Genomic DNA, 19770 nt, shown 5'->3' on the forward strand with positions numbered 1-19770 from the left:
GCTAAGATACGGAGGCAGACTCCGATTGGCAACCGCAGACCGACGGACACCGACGAAGGGAGGCGCGGATGGACGACGGCACGACCGCGCGGCCGATGCGGGCCGACGCCCGGCGCAACCGCGAACGACTCCTCACCGAGGCCCGCGCGGCCTTCGACCAGGACGGCGTCTCCGCCTCTCTGGAGGAGGTCGCCGCCCGCGCGGGGGTCGGAATCGGCACGCTCTACCGGCACTTCCCCACCCGTGACGCGCTGCTGGAGGCGGTCCTGCGCGAGCGGTTCGACCTGCTCGGCGCCGAGGCCCACGCCCTGCTCGGCCATGACTCTCCACGTGAGGCGCTCGTCGCGTGGCTGCGACGGTTCGCCGAGGCGGGCACGACCTACAGGGGGCTGACGGCCGCGCTGTCGGCGACTCTCCAGGACGAGACCTCAGCCCTGCACGTTTCGTGCGCGTCGATGCGTACGGCGGCCGAGGCCCTGCTGATCCGGGCCCAGCGCAGTGCGGAGGTCCGCGCCGATCTGACCGCGATCGAGCTCTTCACGCTGGTGTTCGGGATCGCCTGGGCACACGAGCAGGCACGGGGACCCGACTCGGGCGGGCGCCTCGACCGGCTGCTCAGCCTGCTGTTCGACGGCCTGTCCGCGGGCTAGGCCGCCGCGCGTCGTCGCCTGGTGCGGCATCAGGTTGGCCTGGCGGCTGCTGGTGATCAGCCGGGGCTGGTCGTAGCACGTGGGCGGGTGATGCCGCGTGAACCGGGTGCGGCGCCATCATGAGCGCGGGCACCCGGTTCCCGCAGGTCCGGCCTGGTCGTGGCCGACGTCGGAGGACGTTACGAGGCCGTTCTTCCGTGCTCCTTCCGTTCCGGTTCCGTGCGGGTCGAGGAGCCGCCGTCCCATGCGGGTGTGCCGGGCGGCGGGTACGCCGCCGGTTTCAGGCGCGGTCACGCGCGGCGTCGGCTCCTTCTGCCACGTCGAGCACGATGAGGGCGGCACGGGCGTCGACCACCGCCTGGGAGGAGCGGAGGTCGAGACCGGCGAGGGCTTCGATGCGGCGCAGGCGCTGGCTCACGGTGTTCGGGTGCAGGGTGAGGGCGCGGGCCGTGAGGTGGCGGTCGAGGCCGGAGTCGAGGTAGGTGCGGAGGGTCCGCAGCAGAGCGGCTCCGTGGTCGCGGTCGTACCCGATCAGGGCGCCGAGCGTACGGTCGGCGTACGCGCGCAGCCGCACGGGATCGCCGAGCTGCAGGAGCAGCCCCGCGACGCCGAGGTCGTCGAGGGCGATCGTGCCGCCGCCCCGCCCGGCATGGGCGGCGACGGTGAGCGCGCCGCGTGCGGTGCGGTAGGCGTCGACGATGTCGCGCTGGGCCGAGTCGGACACGGCGACGGTGGCGTCGTCGACCCCACGCGCGGAGACCACGGCCCGCCGCAGGACGTCGGCGGCGAGCCTGCCCGCCGCAGAGCCGGTCGCAAAGCCGACCGCGGAGCCGACCGCGGAGCCGACCGCCGGGCCAGTCGCCGGGCCGGTCGCAGAGCCGGTCGCCGGGCCGGTCGCGGCGACCGGCCACAGGGCGACGATGACGTCGCGGTGGACGGCGACGAGCGGGCGGGGACGCACGCCGGCCGCGAGCGCGGCGGCCTCGGCCAGCGCGCGCTGGATCGCGCCCGCCGGAGCAGGGCGCCCGCCCGCGGTCACCTGGGCGACCAGGGCGAGATGGTCTCGGGTCAGATCGTGGCCGAGCAGCCCGGCGCGGTCGCGTACGGAGGGTGACATGGGGTCGGCGCCGGCCAGGAGGTCGGCGAGGAGGTCGCCGCGCAGGTTCTGCTCGACCTCGAGGGCGGTGCGCCGGCGGAGCAGTTCGAGGGACAGCACGATCGAGGCGTGTTCGAGGGCCCGGCGGTCCAGAGGCGCGAGCGCGCCGGCCCGGCCGGGAACCCAGACCCGGGCCGCCACCTCGCCTTCGAGGACGACGTCGACGACGACATGCGGGCCGCGCTCGCCGACGAGCCCGGCCCCCTCGTCGCGCCGGCCATGACCGGCATCGCCCGGGAAATCGGGCGGGCCTCCGGCCTCGGCGAGGACCTCGCCGCGTACGCCCTGGACCAGCACGGGAGCGCCGAGAAGATCGTGCAGCGCCCCGGCGATGCCCTCGACCCCGCCCGCGCGGACGGCCACGCGCAGCAGGCGTTCGTGGATCTTCTCCGAGCGCATCACGAGGTCGCGCTGGTCGCGCAGATCGTCCAGCACCCGGGCCGAGGTGATGGCGAGGGCCGCGTGCTCGGCGAGCAGCTGCAGCCGGTCGATCTCCTCGGGGCCGAACTCGTGCACGGCCGAGCGATAGCTGTTCAGCGTGCCGATCACGCCGGAGGCGGTGACCAGGGGGACCGACAGCATCGACCGGTAGCCCTGCTCGCGGGCGACGCCGCCCCAGATGAAGTCGGGCTCGCGGGAGATGTCGGCGACCGCGCACGGCCGGCCCGACCGGTACGCCCGGCTGGAGGGGGCGCCGCCGGACGCGTCGGCCTCGAGGCGGACCGGCCGGTCGGAGTTGACCCGGGCGACGTACTCCTCGGTCAGCCCGCTCCAGCCGGCGATCACGAGGTTCCGCTCCGCGGCGTCCGGCACGAGCACGCCGCAGAAGTCGAGCCCGAGCAGCTCCCGGGCGGTCGCGGCGACGAGGTCGAGCACGTCCCGCAGCCCCCTGCCGGCGTTGACCGCCGCCGTCAGCGCGCTGACCGCGGCCAGCCAGCTACGCAGCTCCGTGGCATCTCCGCCGTTCATACCGTGAATGTACCGGGCCACATCTGATTGCGGAAACAGTGTCAGCTCGAACATGGTCGCGGCGACACGTCGCCGTAACACTGAGTTCATCGAAGTCGCACCCCGGAAGGGCATGGCATGTCGAACTCCTGCGCGGACCCCAGGGACCGGCCGATCATCGATCCGGCCACCGGCGCCGTGATCCGTACGGTGCCGGACAGCACCCCCGGCGAGGTCGAGGCGGCCGTCAGCCGGGCGCGGGCGGCGTTCCTGGACGGGCCGTGGCCGGCGCTGACCCGGACCCAGCGGGGCCGGCTGCTGCTGCGCGCGGCCGACGTGATCGAGGAGGCCGCGGAGTCGCTGTACCGGCTGGAGACCCTCAACAACGGCCGGCCGGTCACCGAGACGCGCGCCCAGCTCTCCCGGGTCCCCGAATGGTTCCGCTACAACGCCGGCCTGCTCGCCGCGCAGCGCGACGCGGTGCTGCCGTCCGACGGCCCCTATCTCACCTACCAGCGCAGGGCGCCGCTGGGCGTCTGCGGCGTCATCACGCCCTTCAACCACCCGCTGCTCATCCTGGCGCGCAGCCTCTCCGCCGCCCTGGCCACGGGCAACACGGTCGTGGTGAAGCCGTCCGAGCTGACCCCTCTGTCCACGCTCGAACTGGCCGGACTCCTGCACAAGGCGGGCCTGCCGGAGGACGTGGTCACCGTCGTGACCGGCGGTCGCGAGGTCGGCGAGCGGCTCACCGGGCACCCGGACCTCGCCAAGATCACGTTGACCGGCGGCACCGAGGCCGGGCGCGCCGCCGCCGTGGCGACCGCGGCGCGGTTCGCCCGCGTCACCGCCGAGCTAGGCGGCAAGACCCCGATCGTGGTCTTCGACGACGTCGATCCCGAGGTGGCCGCGGAGGGCGCGGCGTTCGCGGCGTTCGTCGCGGCTGGCCAGTCCTGCGTGGCCGGATCCCGGTTCCTCGTGCAGCGAACCGCCTACGACCGGTTCGTCGCGGCGCTGGCCCGGCGCGCCGAGGCGATCCGGATCGGCGACCCGTCCGACGCTCGCACGCAGCTCGGCCCGATGGTGAGCGCCGCGCAACGGGACAAGGTCCTGCGGATGATCGCCGTGGGCGTCGAGGAGGGCGCGCGGCTCGTCGCGGGCGGCGGCGTCCCCGACCTGCCCGAGCCGCTGAGCGGCGGCTTCTTCGTCCGCCCCACCGTCCTGGCCGGCGCCTCGAACGACCTGCGGGTCGCCCGGGAGGAGATCTTCGGCCCGGTCGCCGTCGTCGTGCCGTTCGAGGACGAGGCCGACGCCGTCGCGAAGGCCAACGACAACCGGTACGGCCTCGGCGCCGGCGTCTGGACCCGCGACCTCGCCCGGGGACACCGCGTCGCGGACCGGATCGCGGCCGGGATGGTCTGGGTCAACGACCACCACCGCCTCGAACCCTCGCTGCCCTGGGGCGGGATCAAGGAGTCCGGCACCGGCCGCGACGCGGGCGCCGAGTCCTTCGACGACTTCACCTGGATCAAGACCGTCGTGGCCCGCACCGCGCCCGACGACGTCGACTGGTACGGCGCGGACGCGCCCGGCCGTCTCAACTGAACCCCGGCGATGGGAGAAACGTCCATGTCGAACCACCCCCCTGAGTCGAGCGGCTGGCGCGCCGAGATCACCCGTACGCAGTGGCTGGTCCTGGTGGGCACCACGATGGGCTGGGCCCTCGACGGGTTCGCCGGCAGCCTGTACGCGCTGGTCCTGGGCCCGGCGATGACCGAGCTGCTGCCGCACAGCGGCATCGCCCCGGACGCCGCGGGCCTCGGCCTCTACGGCGGCCTCACCGTCGCGCTGTACCTGTTCGGATGGGGTACGGGCGGCATCCTGTTCGGCATGCTGGCCGACCACTTCGGACGCGTCAAAGTGCTGTCGGCCGGCATCGTGACGTACGCCGTGTTCACCGCGCTGGCCGCGTTCGCCGACACCTGGTGGCAGCTCGGCGTGTTCCGGTTCGTCGCCGGTCTCGGGTCCGGTGTGGAGGCCCCGGTCGGCACCGCGCTGGTCGCCGAGGCGTGGCGCAACCGGTACCGGGCCCGGGCGTGCGGCGTGATGATGTCCGGTTACGCCATGGGCTTCTTCATCGCCGCGCTGGCCTACGCCGTCCTCGGCGGGCACGGCTGGCGGCTGATGATGGGCATCGCCGTCATCCCCGCCCTGCTGGTGTACTTCATCCGCCGGCACGTCCCCGAGCCGCCGGAGATCAGCGGCAGCATCGCCGCGCGCCGGGAGCGGAAGGCGCGCGGGCACCGCACCGCGCAGGACCGGTTCGTGCTGCGGCGGCTGCTGACCCGCCCGCTGCTGAGGCACACGATGATCGGGACGGGGCTGGCCACCGGCTCCCTGGTCGCCTTCTGGAGCGTCTCGACCTGGTACCCGCAGGTGATCCGGCAGGCGGCCGCCGCGGCGGACCTGCCCGCCGCCGTCGGCAACGAGCGCGTCGCGGTCGCGTCGATGCTGTTCAACGCGGGCGGCATCCTCGGCTACGCCAGCTGGGGCTTCCTCGCCGACGCGATCGGGCGTCGGCGGGCCTTCGCCACCAGCTTCGCGATCTCCGGCGCGAGCGTGCTGTTCCTGTTCCCCCTCCCCCACAGCCACGCCACGTTCCTGCTGGTCCTCCCGGTCGTCGGGTTCGGCCTGTACGGAGCCCTGTCGGGGATCCTGGTCTACGGACCCGAGCTCTTCCCGCCGAGCGTGCGGGCCACCGGCATAGCGCTCTACAACGGGATCGGACGCTACATCACCGCGAGCGGCCCCCTGGTCGCCGGCGTCCTCGCCGCCTCCTGGTTCGGCGGGAACCTCGGGCTCGCCACGACCTGCGTCGTCGCCGTCGGGATGCTGGGCTCGCTCGCGCTGTTCGCCGCGCCGGAGACCCGCGGCGCCCCGCTCCCGGACGATCCCGTGCCCGCCGCCGCATCGAGCCATCCCGACCGCGACGCGGTCCCCGCCGCAGAGGAGAACCGGTGACGTCCCGCTACGAAGGTGCCCGCGCCGCCGTCATCGGCGGCTCCATCGGCGGGCTGACCACCGCCCTGCTGCTGCGCGACCTCGGGTTCTCGGTCGAGGTGTTCGAACGCACCCCCACCCCGCTGGACGGGCGGGGCGGCGGGATCGTCCTGCAGCCCGACACCGTACGCTGGTTCGCCGAGCGCAGCACGCAGAGCCTCGACGCCCTGAGCACCGCGACGGAGTACGTCCAGTACCTCGACCGCGACAACGGGATCGTGCACCGCGATCGGCGCCGCTGGACCCACACCTCCTGGGGCACCTTCTACCGGGGCCTGCTCGCGGACTTCGGCACCGACCGCTACCACCTCGGGGAGTTCGCCTGCGGTGTCGCGCAGGAGGCCGAGCACGCCACCGTCCGGTTCGTCAGCGGCCGCCGGGCCGAGGCCGAGTTGGTCGTCTTCGCCGACGGCATCACCTCGACCGGCCGGCCCCTGCTCGACCCCGGCGCCCGGCTCGAATACTCCGGCTACGTCGGCTGGCGCGGCACCGTACCGGAGCACGAGCTGAGCGGGACGACCCGCGCCCTGCTCGGCGACGCCATCTCCTACAGCGTGGTGCCGCACTCGCACATCACGCTCTACCCGATCCCCGGCGAGCGCGGCACCGGCCCGCGCGACCGGCTGATGAACTACGTCTGGTACCGCAACGTGCCGGTCGGCGGGGAGCTCGCGGAGATGCTCATCGACAAGCGCGGCTTCACCGGCACCGTGTCCCTGCACCCGGGCCAGGTCCAGGACCGCTACGTCGAGGACATGCGCGCGGCGGCCTCCCGCTCGCTCGCGCCCGCCGCGGCCGAGGTCCTCGCGGCCACCGAACACCCCTTCATCCAGGTGGTCTCCGACATCCGCTCCACGCGGATGGCCGACGGCAGGGTGGCCCTGGTGGGCGATGCCGCGGCGGCGGCACGCCCGCACGCCGCCGCCGGCACCGCCAAGGCGGCCGCGGACGCGTGGGCCCTGGCCGACGCGCTCGCCGCCGCCGGCGGCGACATCCCCGCCGCCCTGCGCAAATGGGAGCCCGGGCAGCTCGAGCTCAGCGCCCGGCTGCTGGAGCGCGTGGTGGCGATGGGGGAACGCTCCCAGGTGCACAACACCTGGACGCCCGGGGACCCCGGCCTGCGCTTCGGGCTCTACGGCCCCGGCCGCTGAATCACGACGACATGAGGAGATGAGATGTCCGACACCGACTTCCTGTCCGACCTGCCGCTGGCCGGCGACCTGGTGGCCACCGGCTTCGACGGCTGGTCCGACGAGCTGCGCGCCGAGTTCGACGCGCACGCCCACGACGGCGAGGTGGGCTCGAGGCTGCTCAGCGCGACCGACCGGGTCCGGGTCTGGGAGATCAGGCTCGCGCCCGGCGAGCGCTGGCACGCCCACCGGCACGTCCTGAACTACTTCTGGACCGCGGTGAACGCCGGCCGCAGCCGTCAGCACACCAGCGACGGGACCACCCGCGAGGTCTCCTACTCCGCGGGCGAGACGCGCCACTTCGTCTTCGGGGCGGGGCAGTACCTACTGCACGACATCGAGAACGTCGGCGACACCGACCTCGTCTTCACCACCGTGGAGCACCTCGACAGCGCGAACGCGCCGCTCCCGCTGCCCGGGGCCGCCCGATGATCGGTCCCCTCGCGGACGGCCCGATCGACGTCCATGCGCACTGGCTGCCGCCCGAGCTGTTCGACCTGCCGCCGGGGGCGCCGTACGGCCCGTTGCACGACCGCGACGGCGAGCTCCACCTCGGCGACGTCCCGCTGTCCATCCCGGCGCGGGCGATGAGCGACGTGCCCGCGATCCTGGACGACATGGCCGCCGCCGGGATCGCGGTCCGGGTGCTCTCGGCTCCGCCGTTCGCCTTCCCGGTCGCCGGCCCCGCCGCGCCGTACGTGGACGCCTTCAACGCCGCGCTGGCCCGGGTCGTGAGCGGCTCGGGCGGGGCCCTGGCCGGGCTGGGCCTGGTGTCCCTCGACGACGCCGGCACGGCGGCGGAGCAGCTCAGACGGCTCGCCGCGCTGCCCGGGATCGCCGGCGTGGCCGTCCCGCCCGTGCTGGCCGGCGCCTCGCTCGACCGCGGCGTACTGCGGCACGTCCTCGGCGTCGCCGCCGGGGAGGGGCTGTCCGTGCTGGTGCATCCCATGCAGCTCCCCCGCCCGGAGTGGCGCGACCACTACCTCGCGAACCTGGTCGGCAACCCGGTCGAGACCGCCACCGCGGTCGCGGCGCTGCTGCTCGGCGGGGTCGTCGAGCAGCTGCCGGACCTGCGGATCTGCTTCGTGCACGGCGGCGGATGCGCGCTCGGCCTGCTCGGCCGCTGGGACCACGGCTGGCGGGCCCGCGCGGACGTACGGCGCGACGCGGCCAGGCCGCCGGGCGAGAGCGTGCGCTCGTTGTGGTTCGACACCGTCACCCACGACCGCGCGCTGCTCGACCTGCTCACAGCGAAGGCGGGAAAGCAGGCCGTGGTGTGCGGCAGCGACCATCCCTTCGACATGGCACAGCGTGACCCCGTCGGCTTCGCCGAGGCGGGCGGCCTGGACGCGGCCACGCTCACCGCCAACGCGCGCGCGTTCCTGGGGGTGCCGGCGTGAGCGCGCTCTTCAGCCCGCTGACGCTGCGCGGGCTCACCCTGCCGAACCGGGCATGGCTGTCGCCGATGTGCCAGTACAGCGCGGGCCCCGACGGCGTACCGACGGACTGGCACCTGGTCCACCTCGGCGCCCGGGTGACGGGTGGCTTCGGGCTGGTGCTCACCGAGTCCACCGCGGTCTCGCCGGAGGGGCGGATCAGCCCGCGCGACACCGGCCTGTGGTCGGACGAGCAGGTCGCGGGCTGGCGGCGGATCACGGCGTTCGCGCACGCGCACGGCACGCCGATCGGCGTGCAACTCGGCCACGCCGGGCGCAAGGCGTCGACGTTCCCGCCCGGGTTCGGGAGCGGCTCGATCCCGGCGGCGGACGGCGGCTGGACCGCGCTCGGGCCGTCGCCGCTCGCCTACCGCGGCTATGCCACCCCCGAGCAGGCGAGCACCGCCGACCTGCGCCGGATCGTGGCGGACTTCGCCGCCGCGACCCGGCGCGCGGCCGCGGCCGGCTTCGACGTCGTCGAGATCCATGCCGGGCACGGGTACCTGTTGCACCAGTTCCTCTCGCCGCGCGCCAACCGGCGTACGGACCGGTACGGCGGCGGCTTCGACAACCGGGTCCGGCTGCCGCTGGAGGTGGTCGACGCCGTGCGCGGGGCGTGGCCGGCCGAGCGCCCCCTGCTCGTCCGGGTCTCGGCCACCGACTGGGTGGAGGGCGGCTGGACGCCGGAGGAGACGGTCGATCTGGCCCGGCTCCTGCACGAGCACGGTGTGGACCTGCTCGACGTCAGCACCGGCGGGCTGGACCCGGACCAGCGGATCCCGGTCGGCCCCGGCTACCAGGTCCCGTTCGCCCGGCAGGTGCGCGACAAGGCGATGCTGCCGGTCGGCGCGGTCGGCCTGATCACCGGCCCCGGCCAGGCCGAGACCGTGCTCGGCGAGGGATCCGCCGACGTCGTGCTCCTGGGCCGGGAGGCACTGCGGGATCCGTCGTGGCCGCTGCGCGCGGCCGCCCGCCTCGCGCCGGCCACCCTCCGGGATCGCTACCCACGGCAGTACCTGCGCGCGGTCTGACGGGGTCCGCTCACTCCTTTATGACCGCGTCCCTGGGTCCGCCGTAGACGGGGTTCCTGTCGAGCCGGTGCTCGGTCACGAGCAGCCGGATCACCCCCTTGGCGTTCTGGCGACCAGGGACAGCAGCTCCCGGTCCTCGTCGGGCAGGCTCCTGAACGCCCGGCCGATCGCGTCCAGCTCGACCTCGGTGTCCGGGGAGTGCCTGTACAGGTCGGCCAGTTCGGCGTCGAGCTCGGCGGTGCGCGCCCGGCGGCGAGTCGCAGCGGCGCGCGGCGTGGGCCCCGGGACCGGTCCCGGAGACGTGCTGGTTCTCTGGATTCCGGAACGCGATCCCACTGGAGTCTCTGTGAACCGCACGCTGTCCTTCCGCCGCCTTCGGCCGGCCACAGGCGCGGCCCTCGTGCTTCTGCTGGTGGCCGCATGCGGATCCGCCCCGTCCGGCGAAGGCGACGCCGCCGGCACGCCGTCCTCCGGCAAACCCGCGAGCACGGCTTCCGCGAGCCCCAGCCCGACGGCGGCCGCGGCTTCCCCGAGCCCCAGCCCGTCCGCCGGCACGCCGACCCCGTCGGCGCGGCCCCTGCCGCGCGCGTCCGACGGCAAGCGCTACTCGGCCTGCAGGGACGGCACGTGCGAGGTGGCCGTATCCCGGCCGATGCGCATCACCGTGAAGGGCGGCCGCCTGACCGTGATCAAGGTGAAGCCGAACAGCAGCCTGAAATTCGATCTGACCTTCACCTACGGCGGCGGCGGTTCCGGCGTGCTGAAGGGCACCTGCGGCGTCATCGCCACCTTCTTTCGCTATGCCGGTGGAGGCGCCATGGAGGGCTGCGCCTCCGAAGACAGCACCCCGAAGAAGCCCGCCCGCGTGAAGGGGGCGCTCCGGATGCAGCTGGTCGGCTGGGACAGCGACAAGGCCGCGGTCCTGCGGTTGGTGTCGGGCTGACGCTCCGGCAAATCGTTCGATCGCGACGGTGATCTCGTTCTACCATGCGGATGCGTGGGCAACAGATTGAGCGGCATCGCGGCGGTGAACGGACGGATCGCCGCCGACGGCCGATACACGGCAGCGGACGGCACTCTCGTCACCGTGGGTGCCGCATTGGAGGCGGCGATCGCCGGTACGGTGAGCCATCCGCCGGACGAGCCGATCGCCGTCCCGGCCGCCGCGGGCCACCGGACGTCTTTCGAGGTCACCGCGGAAGGCAGCCTGCAGGCCGCACGGCGGCTGCACCTGGCGGGCGCCGAACGCATCACCGTGCTGAACTTCGCCTCGGCCCGCAACCCCGGAGGCGGCTACCTCGGCGGGGCCAAGGCGCAGGAGGAGGACCTGTGCCGCGCGAGCCTGCTGCACCCCTGTCTGCTGAACGCCCCCGACTTCTACGCCGCGCACCGCGCCTCCTCCGACCTGCTCTACAGCCACCGGGTCATCTGGTCTCCCGACGTGCCGGTGCACCGCGACGACCGCGGCCGGCTGCTGAGCGAGCCGTACCCGGTCTCGTTCCTGACCTCGCCCGCGCCCAACGCCGGGCAGGCGCTGCGGCACGACCCCGGCGCGGGGCCGCGGATCCGGCAGGCGCTGCACGAGCGCGCCGGGCGCGTGCTGGCGGTCGCCGCGCACCACGGCGCCCGGCAACTCGTGCTCGGGGCGTGGGGGTGCGGGGTGTTCCGCAACGACCCGCGTGACGTCGCCGCGGCCTTCCACGCCCACCTGGCCGGGGGCGGGGTGTTCGAACGGGTGGTGTTCGCAGTGTGGGACCGGTCGCCGGAGTCGGCCAACCGGGCCGCGTTCGCCGACCGCTTCGGCGAATCGGGCCGATGACCTCGCCGATTGAAGGTTTACCTCGCTAAAGCCAGCATTTCCACGGAAAAGTTTACATCGAAAGTTCAACGATACCGTTGAAGTCATGGACATCAAGGACACAGCACGTCCGCTCGACGGCGCGGGGGTCTCGGCGTTCCTCCGGTCGCTTCCCGCCCGGCCCCTGCTGCTCGGCCTGGGCGAGGCCAGGCACTTCGTGGGGGAGATGGGCGAGTTGCGCAACGAGCTCTTCCGGCATCTGGTCGAGCACGAGGGCTACCGGTCGTTCGCGATCGAGAGCGACTGCCTCATGGGCCTCGTGGTCGACGACTACGTCACGACGGGCGCGGGCACGCTCGACGACGTCATGGAACGCGGCTTCAGCCACAACTTCGGCGCGGCGCCGGGCAACCGCGAGCTCGTGCGCTGGATGCGGGCGTACAACGAGGAGCATGAGGAAAAGCTCAGGTTCTTCGGGTTCGACGGCCCCCTGGAGTATTGGGCGGCGAGCCCGCGCCAGGCGCTCACCGCCCTCCACGCCCTCCTCGACGGCCCGCTCCCCTGCACCGTGGAAACCCTCGACACGCTGCTGGGCCCCGACGACCGGTGGGCGAACGAGGCCTCGGCCATGGACCCGTCCCAGTCGATCGGCCAGTCCGCCGACGCCCAGCGGCTGCGCCTGATCGCCGACGACCTGGTGGCCCTGCTCGACACGCAGGTGCCACGGTTGAGCGCGCGTGACAGGGAGCTGGCGGCACTGTACGGGCGCACCGCCACCGGCCTGCTCCGCTACCACTACTGGATGGCCGACACGTCCCCGGCACGGTGGGCCCGGCTGTCGGCCCTGCGGGACGCGATGATGGCCGCCAACCTGTGTGCCGTCACCGAGCACGGCCCGGCCCTGGTCTTCTCCCACAACCTCCACCTGCAGCGGAACAAGAGCCTCATGCCTTTCGGCGACCGGCAACTGGAGTGGTGGAGCGCTGGGGCGATCACCAGGGCGCACCTGGGCGACCGGTACGTCTTCCTGGCCTCGGCCCTCGGCACGTTCGGCGCCGACGTCCCGCCCCCGGACACCTTGGAGGGCCTCCTGTCCGCACTCCCCTGGGACCGCTCCCTCGTCGACACCCGCCACCTGGCCGAAGCCGTCGCACAGCCGAGCCTGCGCACCTCGCGGGACCACGCCTATTTCCCGCTGAACCCGGCCCACCTCGGCCTGATCGACGGCATCGTCTTCCTCAAGGAGACCGTCAAGCCCGACGACAGCGCGTGGCAGTCAGGCTGACCCTGCAGACACGCACACCATCCATACCGCGCCTCATCACGTAGGATCGACCGCTCTGCTCACGATCCACGCGTGTTTGCCGACCTGACGGACCCGGGCGAACCCGTTCTGTTCGAAGAGCTCGACGGTCGCGCTGAACAGGAAACGGCCCGCCGCCTCGCGACCGGCGGTCACCTCTGAAATGGCCTCCACGAGGCCGCCCCCGGCCAGGGCGATCTGATCGAGCGCGCCTTCCAGCGCCGCCCGCGCGACGCCCTGGCCTCGGTGCCGCTTGTCGACGTAGAAGCAGGTGATCCGCCAGTCCGGGCGCGGCGGCGCCTCCTTGTCGTACGCGCGCCGATGCTTGATGGCGGGCACCTCATCGGGGCTGCCGTACTGGCACCATCCCTGCGCGGCGCCCTGCTCGTCGAAGACGAGCGCGGCATGGGCGCCACCCGTACGGACCCGCTCCTCCTTGACCGCGCGGCGGCTGACCCCCTTCTGGTCCCGCTCCGGATGGAAACCCACGCACCAGCACCCGCCGAAGATCCCGTTGTTGCGCTCGACGAGCTCCGCGAAAGCGGTCCAGGTGGCGGCGTCGAGGGGCCGGACCGTGTACGACATGTGGATCCTTTCGCACGTCCTCCTTCGGAGCCCCGGCGACCGGAGCGACGCCTGCCGAGAAGATACCGACAACGCCTGGTCCGGGGTCAGAGGAAGCCGGCGTCGCGGACCTTCATCGCGACCTGGACGCGGTTGTCGGTGCCGAGCTTGGCGAAGATGCGGGTGACGTTCGCCTTGACCGTGGCGACGCTCATGTAGAGGCTCTGCGCGATCTCGGTGTTGGAAAGGCCTCTGGCCACCTCGACGGCCACCTGGCGTTCCCGGTCGGTCAGCTTGGCCAGCTCCCGCTGGGCCTCCTCGCGGCGCGGCTCGTGGCCGCCGGTGGCGGCGGCGATCACCTGGTGGGCGACGCTCGGTGACAGCACCGGCTCACCGGCGGCCACGGCGCGCACCGCGTCGATCATCTTGGCCGGCGGGGTGTCCTTGAGCAGGAACCCGGCGGCGCCGAGCCGGAGGGCGCGCAGCACCATGTCGTCGGCGTCGAAGGCGGTCAGCACGAGGATCCGCGGCGGCTCCGGCCAGGACACCAGCGTCTCGGTCGTGACCAGGCCGTCCTGGCCGGGCATGCGGATGTCCATCAGCACGACGTCGGGCCGCAGCTCGCGGACCACGCCCACCGCCTCGCGGCCGTCGCCCGCCTCGCCGACGATCTCCACGTCGGCTTCGCCGCCCAGGATGAGGCGCAGGCCGGTGCGCACCATGGGGTCGTCGTCCACGATCATCACTCGGATCACGGGGTCAAGCTTTCCACGGCAGCCGGACATCGAGGACGAAGCGCCGGTCCTGGTCGGTGTGCGCGATCGTGCCGCCCGCCATCCGGACCCGTTCCCCCAGGCCGACCAGGCCCAGCCTGGCACCGGGACCGGCGGAGGCCCCGTAAGGCGTCGGGTTGGTCACGCGGATGGACAGCGCGTCGCCCGGCCGGCCGGTCAACTCGACCGTCACGCTGCTGCCCGGCGCGTGCTTGCGGGCGTTCGTGAGCGCCTCCTGAACGACCCGGTACGCGTTGCGCCCGCTCTGCGTGGGCAGCAGGTCGCGCTCCTCGATGGTGTCGGTGACGTCGACCTTCTGCCCGGCGGCCCGTACCTCGCGGAACAGCTCCCGCAGGTCGGCCAGGGTCGGCTGCGGGGCCGCGGTGGCGCCGTCGGAGTGGAGGGTGCCGAGCACGGTGCGAAGCTCGTTGAGCGACTGGTGGGCGCTCTCCTGGATCGCCTGCGCGGTCTGCCGCATCTCCTGCGGGCCGAGATCCGTCCGGTAGGCCAGCCCACCGGCGAGCATCGCCAGCAGCGACATGCGATGAGCCAGGGCGTCGTGCATCTCCTGGGCGATCTGCGCGCGTTCGGCCAGTTTGGCCTGCTCGACGCGCAGCAGCTGGGCCCGCTTGGCGGCCAGGTCGGCGTCGCTCAGGGAGCGGAGGTAGAGGCCGAGGACGGTCAGCCCGCCGAGGATCGCGGTGCTGGTGGTGAGGCTGACCATGGCCTGCTGCGCGGTGGTGCCCCTGAGGGCGTACACGGCCGCGCATGCCCAGTACAGGGCCGCGATCGGGATGATCTGCCGCCAGCGGCGGTGTTTGCACAGGGACACGTACGCCACCTGAGCGGGACCGGTCGCCATGCTGGACAGGATGGTCAGCAGCGCGGTCACCGCGGCGATCTGCCACGGCCACCGGTGCCGCCACCTCATCAGGACCAGCGCCAGCACGCTCAGACCCACGTCGAGCAGGGCGCGCGGCAGCCGGTCCGGCTCCTGCGGGACGAGCCAGACCCAGATCACGCCGTAGAAGAGCATCGGGGCCAGCGCCGCGGCGTAGCGCAGCGCGTTGCCCCACCGGTCGAGGGGACGCTGATGGTCGGGGGTGTCGGGCACGCGCCCAAGCATAGGAATTCTGTGGCCGTGCTCTAGCGACCTGGGTCTATCGCCGTACCACCCTGAGGCCATCCGATGATCGACCTGGATCCGATGAGCGGGCGGGCCGGCTCGCGATGGACTAGGGCCATGATCGAGTTCAGCCATGTGAGCAAGACCTACAAAGACGTGAAGGCGCTCGACGACGTGTCCTTCACCGTCGAGCAGGGCAGCGTCACGGGATTCGTCGGCCCCAACGGCGCGGGCAAGTCCACCGCGCTGCGCATCCTGGTGGGGCTCGGCCGGGCCACCTCCGGGTCGGCCACCGTGTCCGGGCTGCCGTACCGCGAGCTGGAGCGTCCCGCCTACCAGGTCGGCACCCTGCTCGACGCCGGGGCTCTCCACCCGGGCCGCAGCGGGCGCGAGACGCTGACCCTCGGCGCGATCGCGCTGGGGCTGCCCAGGCCGCGCGTCGAGGAGGTGCTCGGCCTCGTCGGCCTGACCCGCGCGGAGGCCCGGCGCGCCGTCGGCTCCTACTCCCTCGGCATGCGGCAGCGGCTCGGCATCGCGTACGCGCTGCTCGGCCGGCCACGCGCGCTCGTCCTCGACGAGCCGGTCAACGGCCTCGACCCGCAGGGCATCCACTGGATGCGCGCGCTGCTGCGCGACCTGGCCGACGCGGGCTGCGCCGTCCTGCTCAGCTCCCACCTCCTGCACGAGGTGGAGCAGGTGGCCGACCGCATCGTCGTGATCGGCCGCGGCCGGGTGCTCGTCCAGGGCGCCACCGCCGAGCTCAACCGCGGCCGCGGGCTGGAGCAGACCTTCCTCGAACTGACCGCGGACGCCGATCGGAGCCTGGCATGACCATCCCCTTCCACCGCCTGCTGACCGTCGAGACCCGAAAGCTCTTCGACACCCGCAGCTCCGTGATCCTGACCGCGGTCCTGCTCTGCCTGACCGTGGCGGCCATCGCCGGGCGCGGCCTGTACGCGGGCCCCGACCTGCAACGGCTGGTCTGGACGGCCGGCCTCGGCTACGCCCTCCTCCTGCCGGTGCTCGGGATCCTCACGGTGACGAACGAGTGGAGCCACCGCACCGCGCTGACGACCTTCGCGCTCGAACCCCGCCGGTGGCGGGTGATGGCCGCCAAGGCGGTCCCGCCGGTGCTCGCGGCGGTGGTGGCCAGCCTGTTCGCGCTGCTCGTCGCGCTCCCGGCGACCGCGCTGGTCAGCGCCGTACAGGACGTCCCCGCCCACTGGAACGCCACCCTCGCCACGATGACCGGCTGGACGGCCACCAACGCGCTGTTCGTCATGATGGGCGTGGCCCTGGGCACGCTCCTGCTCAACGCCCCGGCGGCGATCGTCGTCTATCTGGCGAGCACAGGGGTGTGGAACGCCGTCGCCATGCTCGGCAGCACCGGCCAGACGCTGGCGGAGTGGCTCGACCTCAACAGGACCACCGCACCGCTCGCCACCGGCGACTGGGCGGACGTCGCCCCCGCCCGCCTGGCCGCCTCGGTCGCCCTGTGGATCGTGATCCCGCTGCTGCTCGGCACCGCCCGCGTGTCCCGCAAAGAGGTCAAATAGCGACACCCGGGCCACCGCGGCGGGTCCGTGGAAGCCGGGGACGGCGCGCGGGCGGCAGGCTGGCTTGCCCAGGCAAGCTGTTGTGACACAAAGGGGAGCACCTTCATGTCGGTGGTCGTGATCGTTGTGGTGGCGGTCTTCTTCCTCGGGATGGGCGTCTACGGCCTGGTCGCGCCTGCCGCGCTGATCAGGCCGTTCCGGATCGTGGCCGACTCGGTCGAGGCGCGGACCGAGATCCGCGCCGTGTACGGCGGCTTCGGCGTGGCCGTCGCGGGCCTGCTGCTGGCGGCGGCGGCCGACGCCGGGGGGACGCGGGCGGGTATCGCCGTGGCCGTCGCCGGGTCCCTGCTGGGCATGGCCTTCGGACGGCTGGTGGCGCGGGCGGTCGAACGGCCGTCGGCGTTCTATCCCTTGTGGCTGTACTTCTGGGTGGAAGCCGTCGGCGGCGGCGCGCTGCTGGCCGCCCTCACCTGGTGAACCGTCCCGTCACACCACGGGGTCCAGGCACCGGATCGTCAGGCGCCGCGAGATCAGGGCACTCGGGGGCAGACCGAACATCGCGTGGAACGCGGTGCTGAAGTGGGACGGGCTGGCGAAGTAGCCGTCGGCCGCGGCCCGGGTGAGGTTCTCCCCCGCGGCCAGCGCGCGTGCGGCCCGGTGCATCTGCGCCCACAGCCGAAACCTCCGGTACGAGGTGCCCGTACCGTCCCTGAACACCCGCAGGAAGCGCGACTCCGACAGCCCGAGCTCGGCGGCGAGCAGCGCGGCGGGCAACGGTTCGCCGGCGCCGAGCAGGCGGCGCGTGGCGGCGGCGATCCGGGGGTCGGTGGACGGGGTCGCCGCATGGCCGGTGGCCTCGTCCGTCCAGGCGGCGATCTGCCGGTCCGGGCTGTGCGGGGAGATGGCCGCCGCCCGGACCAGCAGGCCGGCCTCGGCCTCGTGCCCGGTCATGACGCCGTGGTCGCCGGCGGTGAACCTGGCCCGGCACGCCCGGTCCTCGGCCGAGCCCGGGTCGAGGTAGAGGAACACCATGCGCTCGCCACCCGCCGTGAGCTGGTGCCGGACCCGTGGCGGGATGAGGGCGGTCCGCGCCCGGAGTTCGCCACCGGGTGCGCGCCGCACCGCGAAAGGCGCGTCCACGCCGACGGCCACGCACGCCACCGCGCCGGAATGCGGGCCCAGCCGCAAGGACGGCCCGGCGTACAGGGCCCGGCCCGGCCACAACCACACCGCCGCCTCCCCGCCCGTAGCTTCCCGCGCTGCCATCGACGCCTCCCGCGGGCTCACCGGATCCTGAACGTTCACTGGAGGATACGGCGCCCTCGTTCACCCGCGGGATCGGCGGACGACTTCCGCCGGCCGAGGCCGAAGGCGATCCTGGCGGGGTTCCAGCGTCGCACGATCTCGTAGGCCGCCAGGCTCAGCACGAATGACATGACCATGATGAGCAGGTAGGGCACGGGCCCGGAATCGGCGTGTCCCAGCACGTGGAAGCCCACGGCGACCAGGAACGTCTGGTGCAGGACGTACACGGGGAAGGCCGCCTCGTTGCAGTACGCCAGCGCCTTCGAGCCACGATCGAGGTGGCGCTTGCCGTACCCGAGTATCGCCAGCAGCGCCGTCCAGCAGGCGAAGTCACGTACCCCCGTCGCCACCAGGCCCTCCTGGCCGCCGAGCGCTAGCACGCCCGCGCCCCCGGACACCGCCAGCGCCAGGTAGAGCGGGCGCGACCGCTCGATCCCGTCCATGACGGCGTCGTCGGTGGCGATGAGGAAGCCCAGCATGAAGTAGGCGGCGAAGACGAAGATGTTCTTTCCGCCCACCTCGGGCAGGTACGACAGCGCGGTCAGCAGCACGAACGGCATCAGCGTGGGCAGCGGCCGCCGCAGCCGACGAGGGGTGTAGCCGCGCCTGATCAAAGCCCGCATCGGCTGAACGAGGGCTACCGCGATGAGGAAGAGGAACAGGATGAACCACAGGTGCGCCGGCGAGATCCCGCCCCCGTACTCCGACCAGCCGGAGAAGTCGGTGAAGTATCTCCACAGGAAGCCGGCGTAGGAGCCTTCGTACCCGCGGAACCGCATGGCGTAGTACGCCTGCGGCGGGACGACGACCAGCACGCCGAACAGCAGGGGCACCAGCAGCCTGGACGCCCGCTCCCCCACGTACCGTCTCGCCGACCTGCGCTTGAGCGCGTGGAAGCCGGCCGAGCCCGCGAGCAGGAACAGCAGCGGCATGAACCAGTAGGAGAGCTGCACCAGCACCGAGGAGAACGTGTTCACCTCGCCCTTGACGTAGAAGGGCGCGCCGTCGTCGAACACCCGGGCCGTGTGGTACGGGAACAGGAACAGGATGCCCAGATTCCGCAGCCAGTCGATGTGCTTCCTGCGCCCGCCGCCCTGCCGGGGCGTGGCCGTCGTCGTCGTCAAAAGTGCCTCCGATGCCGGAAGGTGATCAAGTCACGCCGTACGATACCCAAAGTATTGAATACTTTCAGTATGCTATGGCTGTGAACGAGGATCAGCGGACGAGTCCGAACCGGCGCGTGCCACGAGAGGAGGTGCGCCGCCGCCTGCTGGCCGAGGCGGCGCGGGTGTTCGCCGAACGCGGCTACGTCGACGCCCGGATCGAGGACATCGCCGCCGCCGCCGGCTTCACCAAGGGAGCGGTCTACTCGAACTTCGGCGGCAAGCAGGAGCTGTTCGGCGCCATCCTCAGCGACGGCGCCGAGGCGGAGTTGGCCGCCGTGATGACCGAGCTAAAGGACACGGACGACCTGCGCACCGCGATCGGCCGGGTGGCGGCGATGGTCGCCCGGCGCATCGTGGAGAACACCGGTCGCGGTCATCTCGGTCTGGAGTTCGCCGCCCGCGCGGCCCGCGACGAGCACATCAGGGCGGTCCTCACCCCGATGCGGCGCGCCCAGCGCGAAGGGGTGGCCCAGTCGATCGCGGAGGTCGCCGGACGCACCGGCGTCCGGCCCGCCGCCGACCTCGACCAGACCGCGCTCATCCTCCACTGCCTGACCAACGGCCTGGTCAACGAGCACATCGCCGATCCCGAGGCGGTCGACGCCGCAGCCGTCGCGCGAGCGCTGACCACCGTGCTGACCCGCCTCCTGCCACTCCCGCCGGACGAGGGCCGGGCGACGGAGTGACAGGCGATCCGGTTTCCTGCGCGGG

General features: G+C 73.0%; 21 protein-coding genes. 14 read left to right on the plus strand and 7 right to left on the minus strand.

Annotated features, from left to right (window positions below):
• Positions 1–68: 68 nt before the first annotated feature.
• Positions 69–650 carry a helix-turn-helix domain-containing protein gene (locus tag ABZS69_RS51930; RefSeq protein ID WP_355387930.1) on the plus strand — a complete coding sequence of 194 codons (582 nt, stop codon included), beginning with the start codon at positions 69–71 and terminating at the stop codon, positions 648–650.
• Positions 651–930: 280 nt separating this feature from the next.
• Here ABZS69_RS51930 and ABZS69_RS51935 read toward each other — a convergent pair whose 3' ends face one another.
• Positions 931–2775, minus strand: a complete 1845-nt coding sequence (locus tag ABZS69_RS51935; protein ID WP_355387933.1) for a GAF domain-containing protein — start codon at positions 2773–2775, stop codon at positions 931–933.
• Between the two features lie 117 nt (positions 2776–2892).
• On the opposite strand from ABZS69_RS51935, the gene ABZS69_RS51940 reads away from it, so the two are divergent.
• The 6 genes from ABZS69_RS51940 to ABZS69_RS51965 are packed head-to-tail and all read left to right on the plus strand — an operon-like array spanning position 2893 to position 9468.
• Positions 2893–4356, plus strand: a complete 1464-nt coding sequence (locus ABZS69_RS51940) for an aldehyde dehydrogenase (protein WP_355387936.1) — start codon at positions 2893–2895, stop codon at positions 4354–4356.
• A 24-nt stretch (positions 4357–4380) separates the two neighbouring features.
• Positions 4381–5772 (plus strand): MFS transporter, encoded by a 1392-nt coding sequence (locus ABZS69_RS51945; RefSeq protein WP_355387939.1) that lies wholly within the window; start codon positions 4381–4383, stop codon positions 5770–5772.
• On the plus strand, positions 5769–6962 hold the full coding sequence (locus ABZS69_RS51950) for an FAD-dependent monooxygenase (RefSeq protein WP_355387941.1): 1194 nt from the start codon (positions 5769–5771) through the stop codon (positions 6960–6962). Before ABZS69_RS51945 ends, ABZS69_RS51950 begins: the two co-directional genes overlap by 4 nt.
• Before the next feature lie 24 nt (positions 6963–6986).
• On the plus strand, positions 6987–7433 hold the full coding sequence (locus ABZS69_RS51955) for a hypothetical protein (protein WP_355387944.1): 447 nt from the start codon (positions 6987–6989) through the stop codon (positions 7431–7433).
• Positions 7430–8401 carry an amidohydrolase family protein gene (locus tag ABZS69_RS51960; protein WP_355387947.1) on the plus strand — a complete coding sequence of 324 codons (972 nt, stop codon included), beginning with the start codon at positions 7430–7432 and terminating at the stop codon, positions 8399–8401. The genes ABZS69_RS51955 and ABZS69_RS51960 overlap by 4 nt, the downstream gene beginning before the upstream one ends.
• Positions 8398–9468: an NADH:flavin oxidoreductase/NADH oxidase gene (locus ABZS69_RS51965; RefSeq protein WP_355387950.1), complete on the plus strand. Its 1071-nt coding sequence runs from the start codon at positions 8398–8400 to the stop codon at positions 9466–9468. The genes ABZS69_RS51960 and ABZS69_RS51965 overlap by 4 nt, the downstream gene beginning before the upstream one ends.
• Before the next feature lie 90 nt (positions 9469–9558).
• On the opposite strand, the gene ABZS69_RS51970 is transcribed toward ABZS69_RS51965, so the two are convergent.
• Positions 9559–9804 carry a hypothetical protein gene (locus ABZS69_RS51970; protein WP_355387953.1) on the minus strand — a complete coding sequence of 82 codons (246 nt, stop codon included), beginning with the start codon at positions 9802–9804 and terminating at the stop codon, positions 9559–9561.
• 10 nt (positions 9805–9814) lie between these two features.
• On the opposite strand from ABZS69_RS51970, the gene ABZS69_RS51975 reads away from it, so the two are divergent.
• The 3 genes from ABZS69_RS51975 (at position 9815) to ABZS69_RS51985 (ending at position 12551) form a co-directional block, all read left to right on the plus strand.
• Positions 9815–10411, plus strand: coding sequence for a hypothetical protein (locus ABZS69_RS51975; protein ID WP_355387956.1), 597 nt, complete (start codon positions 9815–9817; stop codon positions 10409–10411).
• Between the two features lie 54 nt (positions 10412–10465).
• Complete coding sequence (locus tag ABZS69_RS51980; protein WP_355387959.1) at positions 10466–11287, plus strand: TIGR02452 family protein; 822 nt, start codon at positions 10466–10468, stop codon at positions 11285–11287.
• Between the two features lie 85 nt (positions 11288–11372).
• Positions 11373–12551 (plus strand): erythromycin esterase family protein, encoded by a 1179-nt coding sequence (locus ABZS69_RS51985; RefSeq protein ID WP_355387962.1) that lies wholly within the window; start codon positions 11373–11375, stop codon positions 12549–12551.
• 36 nt (positions 12552–12587) lie between these two features.
• On the opposite strand, the gene ABZS69_RS51990 is transcribed toward ABZS69_RS51985, so the two are convergent.
• The 3 genes from ABZS69_RS51990 to ABZS69_RS52000 all read right to left on the minus strand — a co-directional run bounded on the left by ABZS69_RS51990 (position 12588) and on the right by ABZS69_RS52000 (position 15020).
• The gene (locus tag ABZS69_RS51990) at positions 12588–13154 is read right to left on the minus strand and encodes a GNAT family N-acetyltransferase (protein ID WP_355387965.1); all 567 of its coding nucleotides are present in this window, start codon (positions 13152–13154) and stop codon (positions 12588–12590) included.
• Positions 13155–13240: 86 nt separating this feature from the next.
• A complete protein-coding gene (locus ABZS69_RS51995) occupies positions 13241–13888 on the minus strand; it encodes a response regulator transcription factor (RefSeq protein WP_355387968.1) in 648 nt (215 codons plus the stop codon).
• Positions 13889–13892: 4 nt separating this feature from the next.
• The gene (locus ABZS69_RS52000; protein ID WP_355387971.1) at positions 13893–15020 is read right to left on the minus strand and encodes a histidine kinase; all 1128 of its coding nucleotides are present in this window, start codon (positions 15018–15020) and stop codon (positions 13893–13895) included.
• 129 nt (positions 15021–15149) lie between these two features.
• On the opposite strand from ABZS69_RS52000, the gene ABZS69_RS52005 reads away from it, so the two are divergent.
• The 3 genes from ABZS69_RS52005 (at position 15150) to ABZS69_RS52015 (ending at position 17065) form a co-directional block, all read left to right on the plus strand.
• Positions 15150–15863, plus strand: a complete 714-nt coding sequence (locus ABZS69_RS52005) for an ATP-binding cassette domain-containing protein (protein WP_355387974.1) — start codon at positions 15150–15152, stop codon at positions 15861–15863.
• Positions 15860–16588 carry an ABC transporter permease gene (locus tag ABZS69_RS52010; RefSeq protein WP_355387977.1) on the plus strand — a complete coding sequence of 243 codons (729 nt, stop codon included), beginning with the start codon at positions 15860–15862 and terminating at the stop codon, positions 16586–16588. The genes ABZS69_RS52005 and ABZS69_RS52010 overlap by 4 nt, the downstream gene beginning before the upstream one ends.
• A 105-nt stretch (positions 16589–16693) precedes the next feature.
• A complete protein-coding gene (locus ABZS69_RS52015) occupies positions 16694–17065 on the plus strand; it encodes a DUF4345 family protein (protein ID WP_355387980.1) in 372 nt (123 codons plus the stop codon).
• 9 nt (positions 17066–17074) lie between these two features.
• Here the strand turns inward: ABZS69_RS52015 and ABZS69_RS52020 are convergent, their stop codons facing one another.
• Positions 17075–17854, minus strand: coding sequence for a helix-turn-helix domain-containing protein (locus ABZS69_RS52020; protein ID WP_355387983.1), 780 nt, complete (start codon positions 17852–17854; stop codon positions 17075–17077).
• Positions 17855–17889: 35 nt separating this feature from the next.
• Positions 17890–19017 carry an acyltransferase gene (locus tag ABZS69_RS52025; protein ID WP_355387986.1) on the minus strand — a complete coding sequence of 376 codons (1128 nt, stop codon included), beginning with the start codon at positions 19015–19017 and terminating at the stop codon, positions 17890–17892.
• Between the two features lie 80 nt (positions 19018–19097).
• Here ABZS69_RS52025 and ABZS69_RS52030 point away from each other — a divergent pair, with 80 nt between their 5' ends.
• Entirely contained in the window at positions 19098–19745 is a 648-nt protein-coding gene (locus ABZS69_RS52030) for a TetR/AcrR family transcriptional regulator (protein ID WP_355387989.1), read from the plus strand.
• Positions 19746–19770: the final 25 nt, after the last annotated feature.

It is taken from the genome of Nonomuraea sp. NPDC005650 (genome assembly GCF_040605375.1).
Classification (GTDB): domain Bacteria; phylum Actinomycetota; class Actinomycetes; order Streptosporangiales; family Streptosporangiaceae; genus Nonomuraea.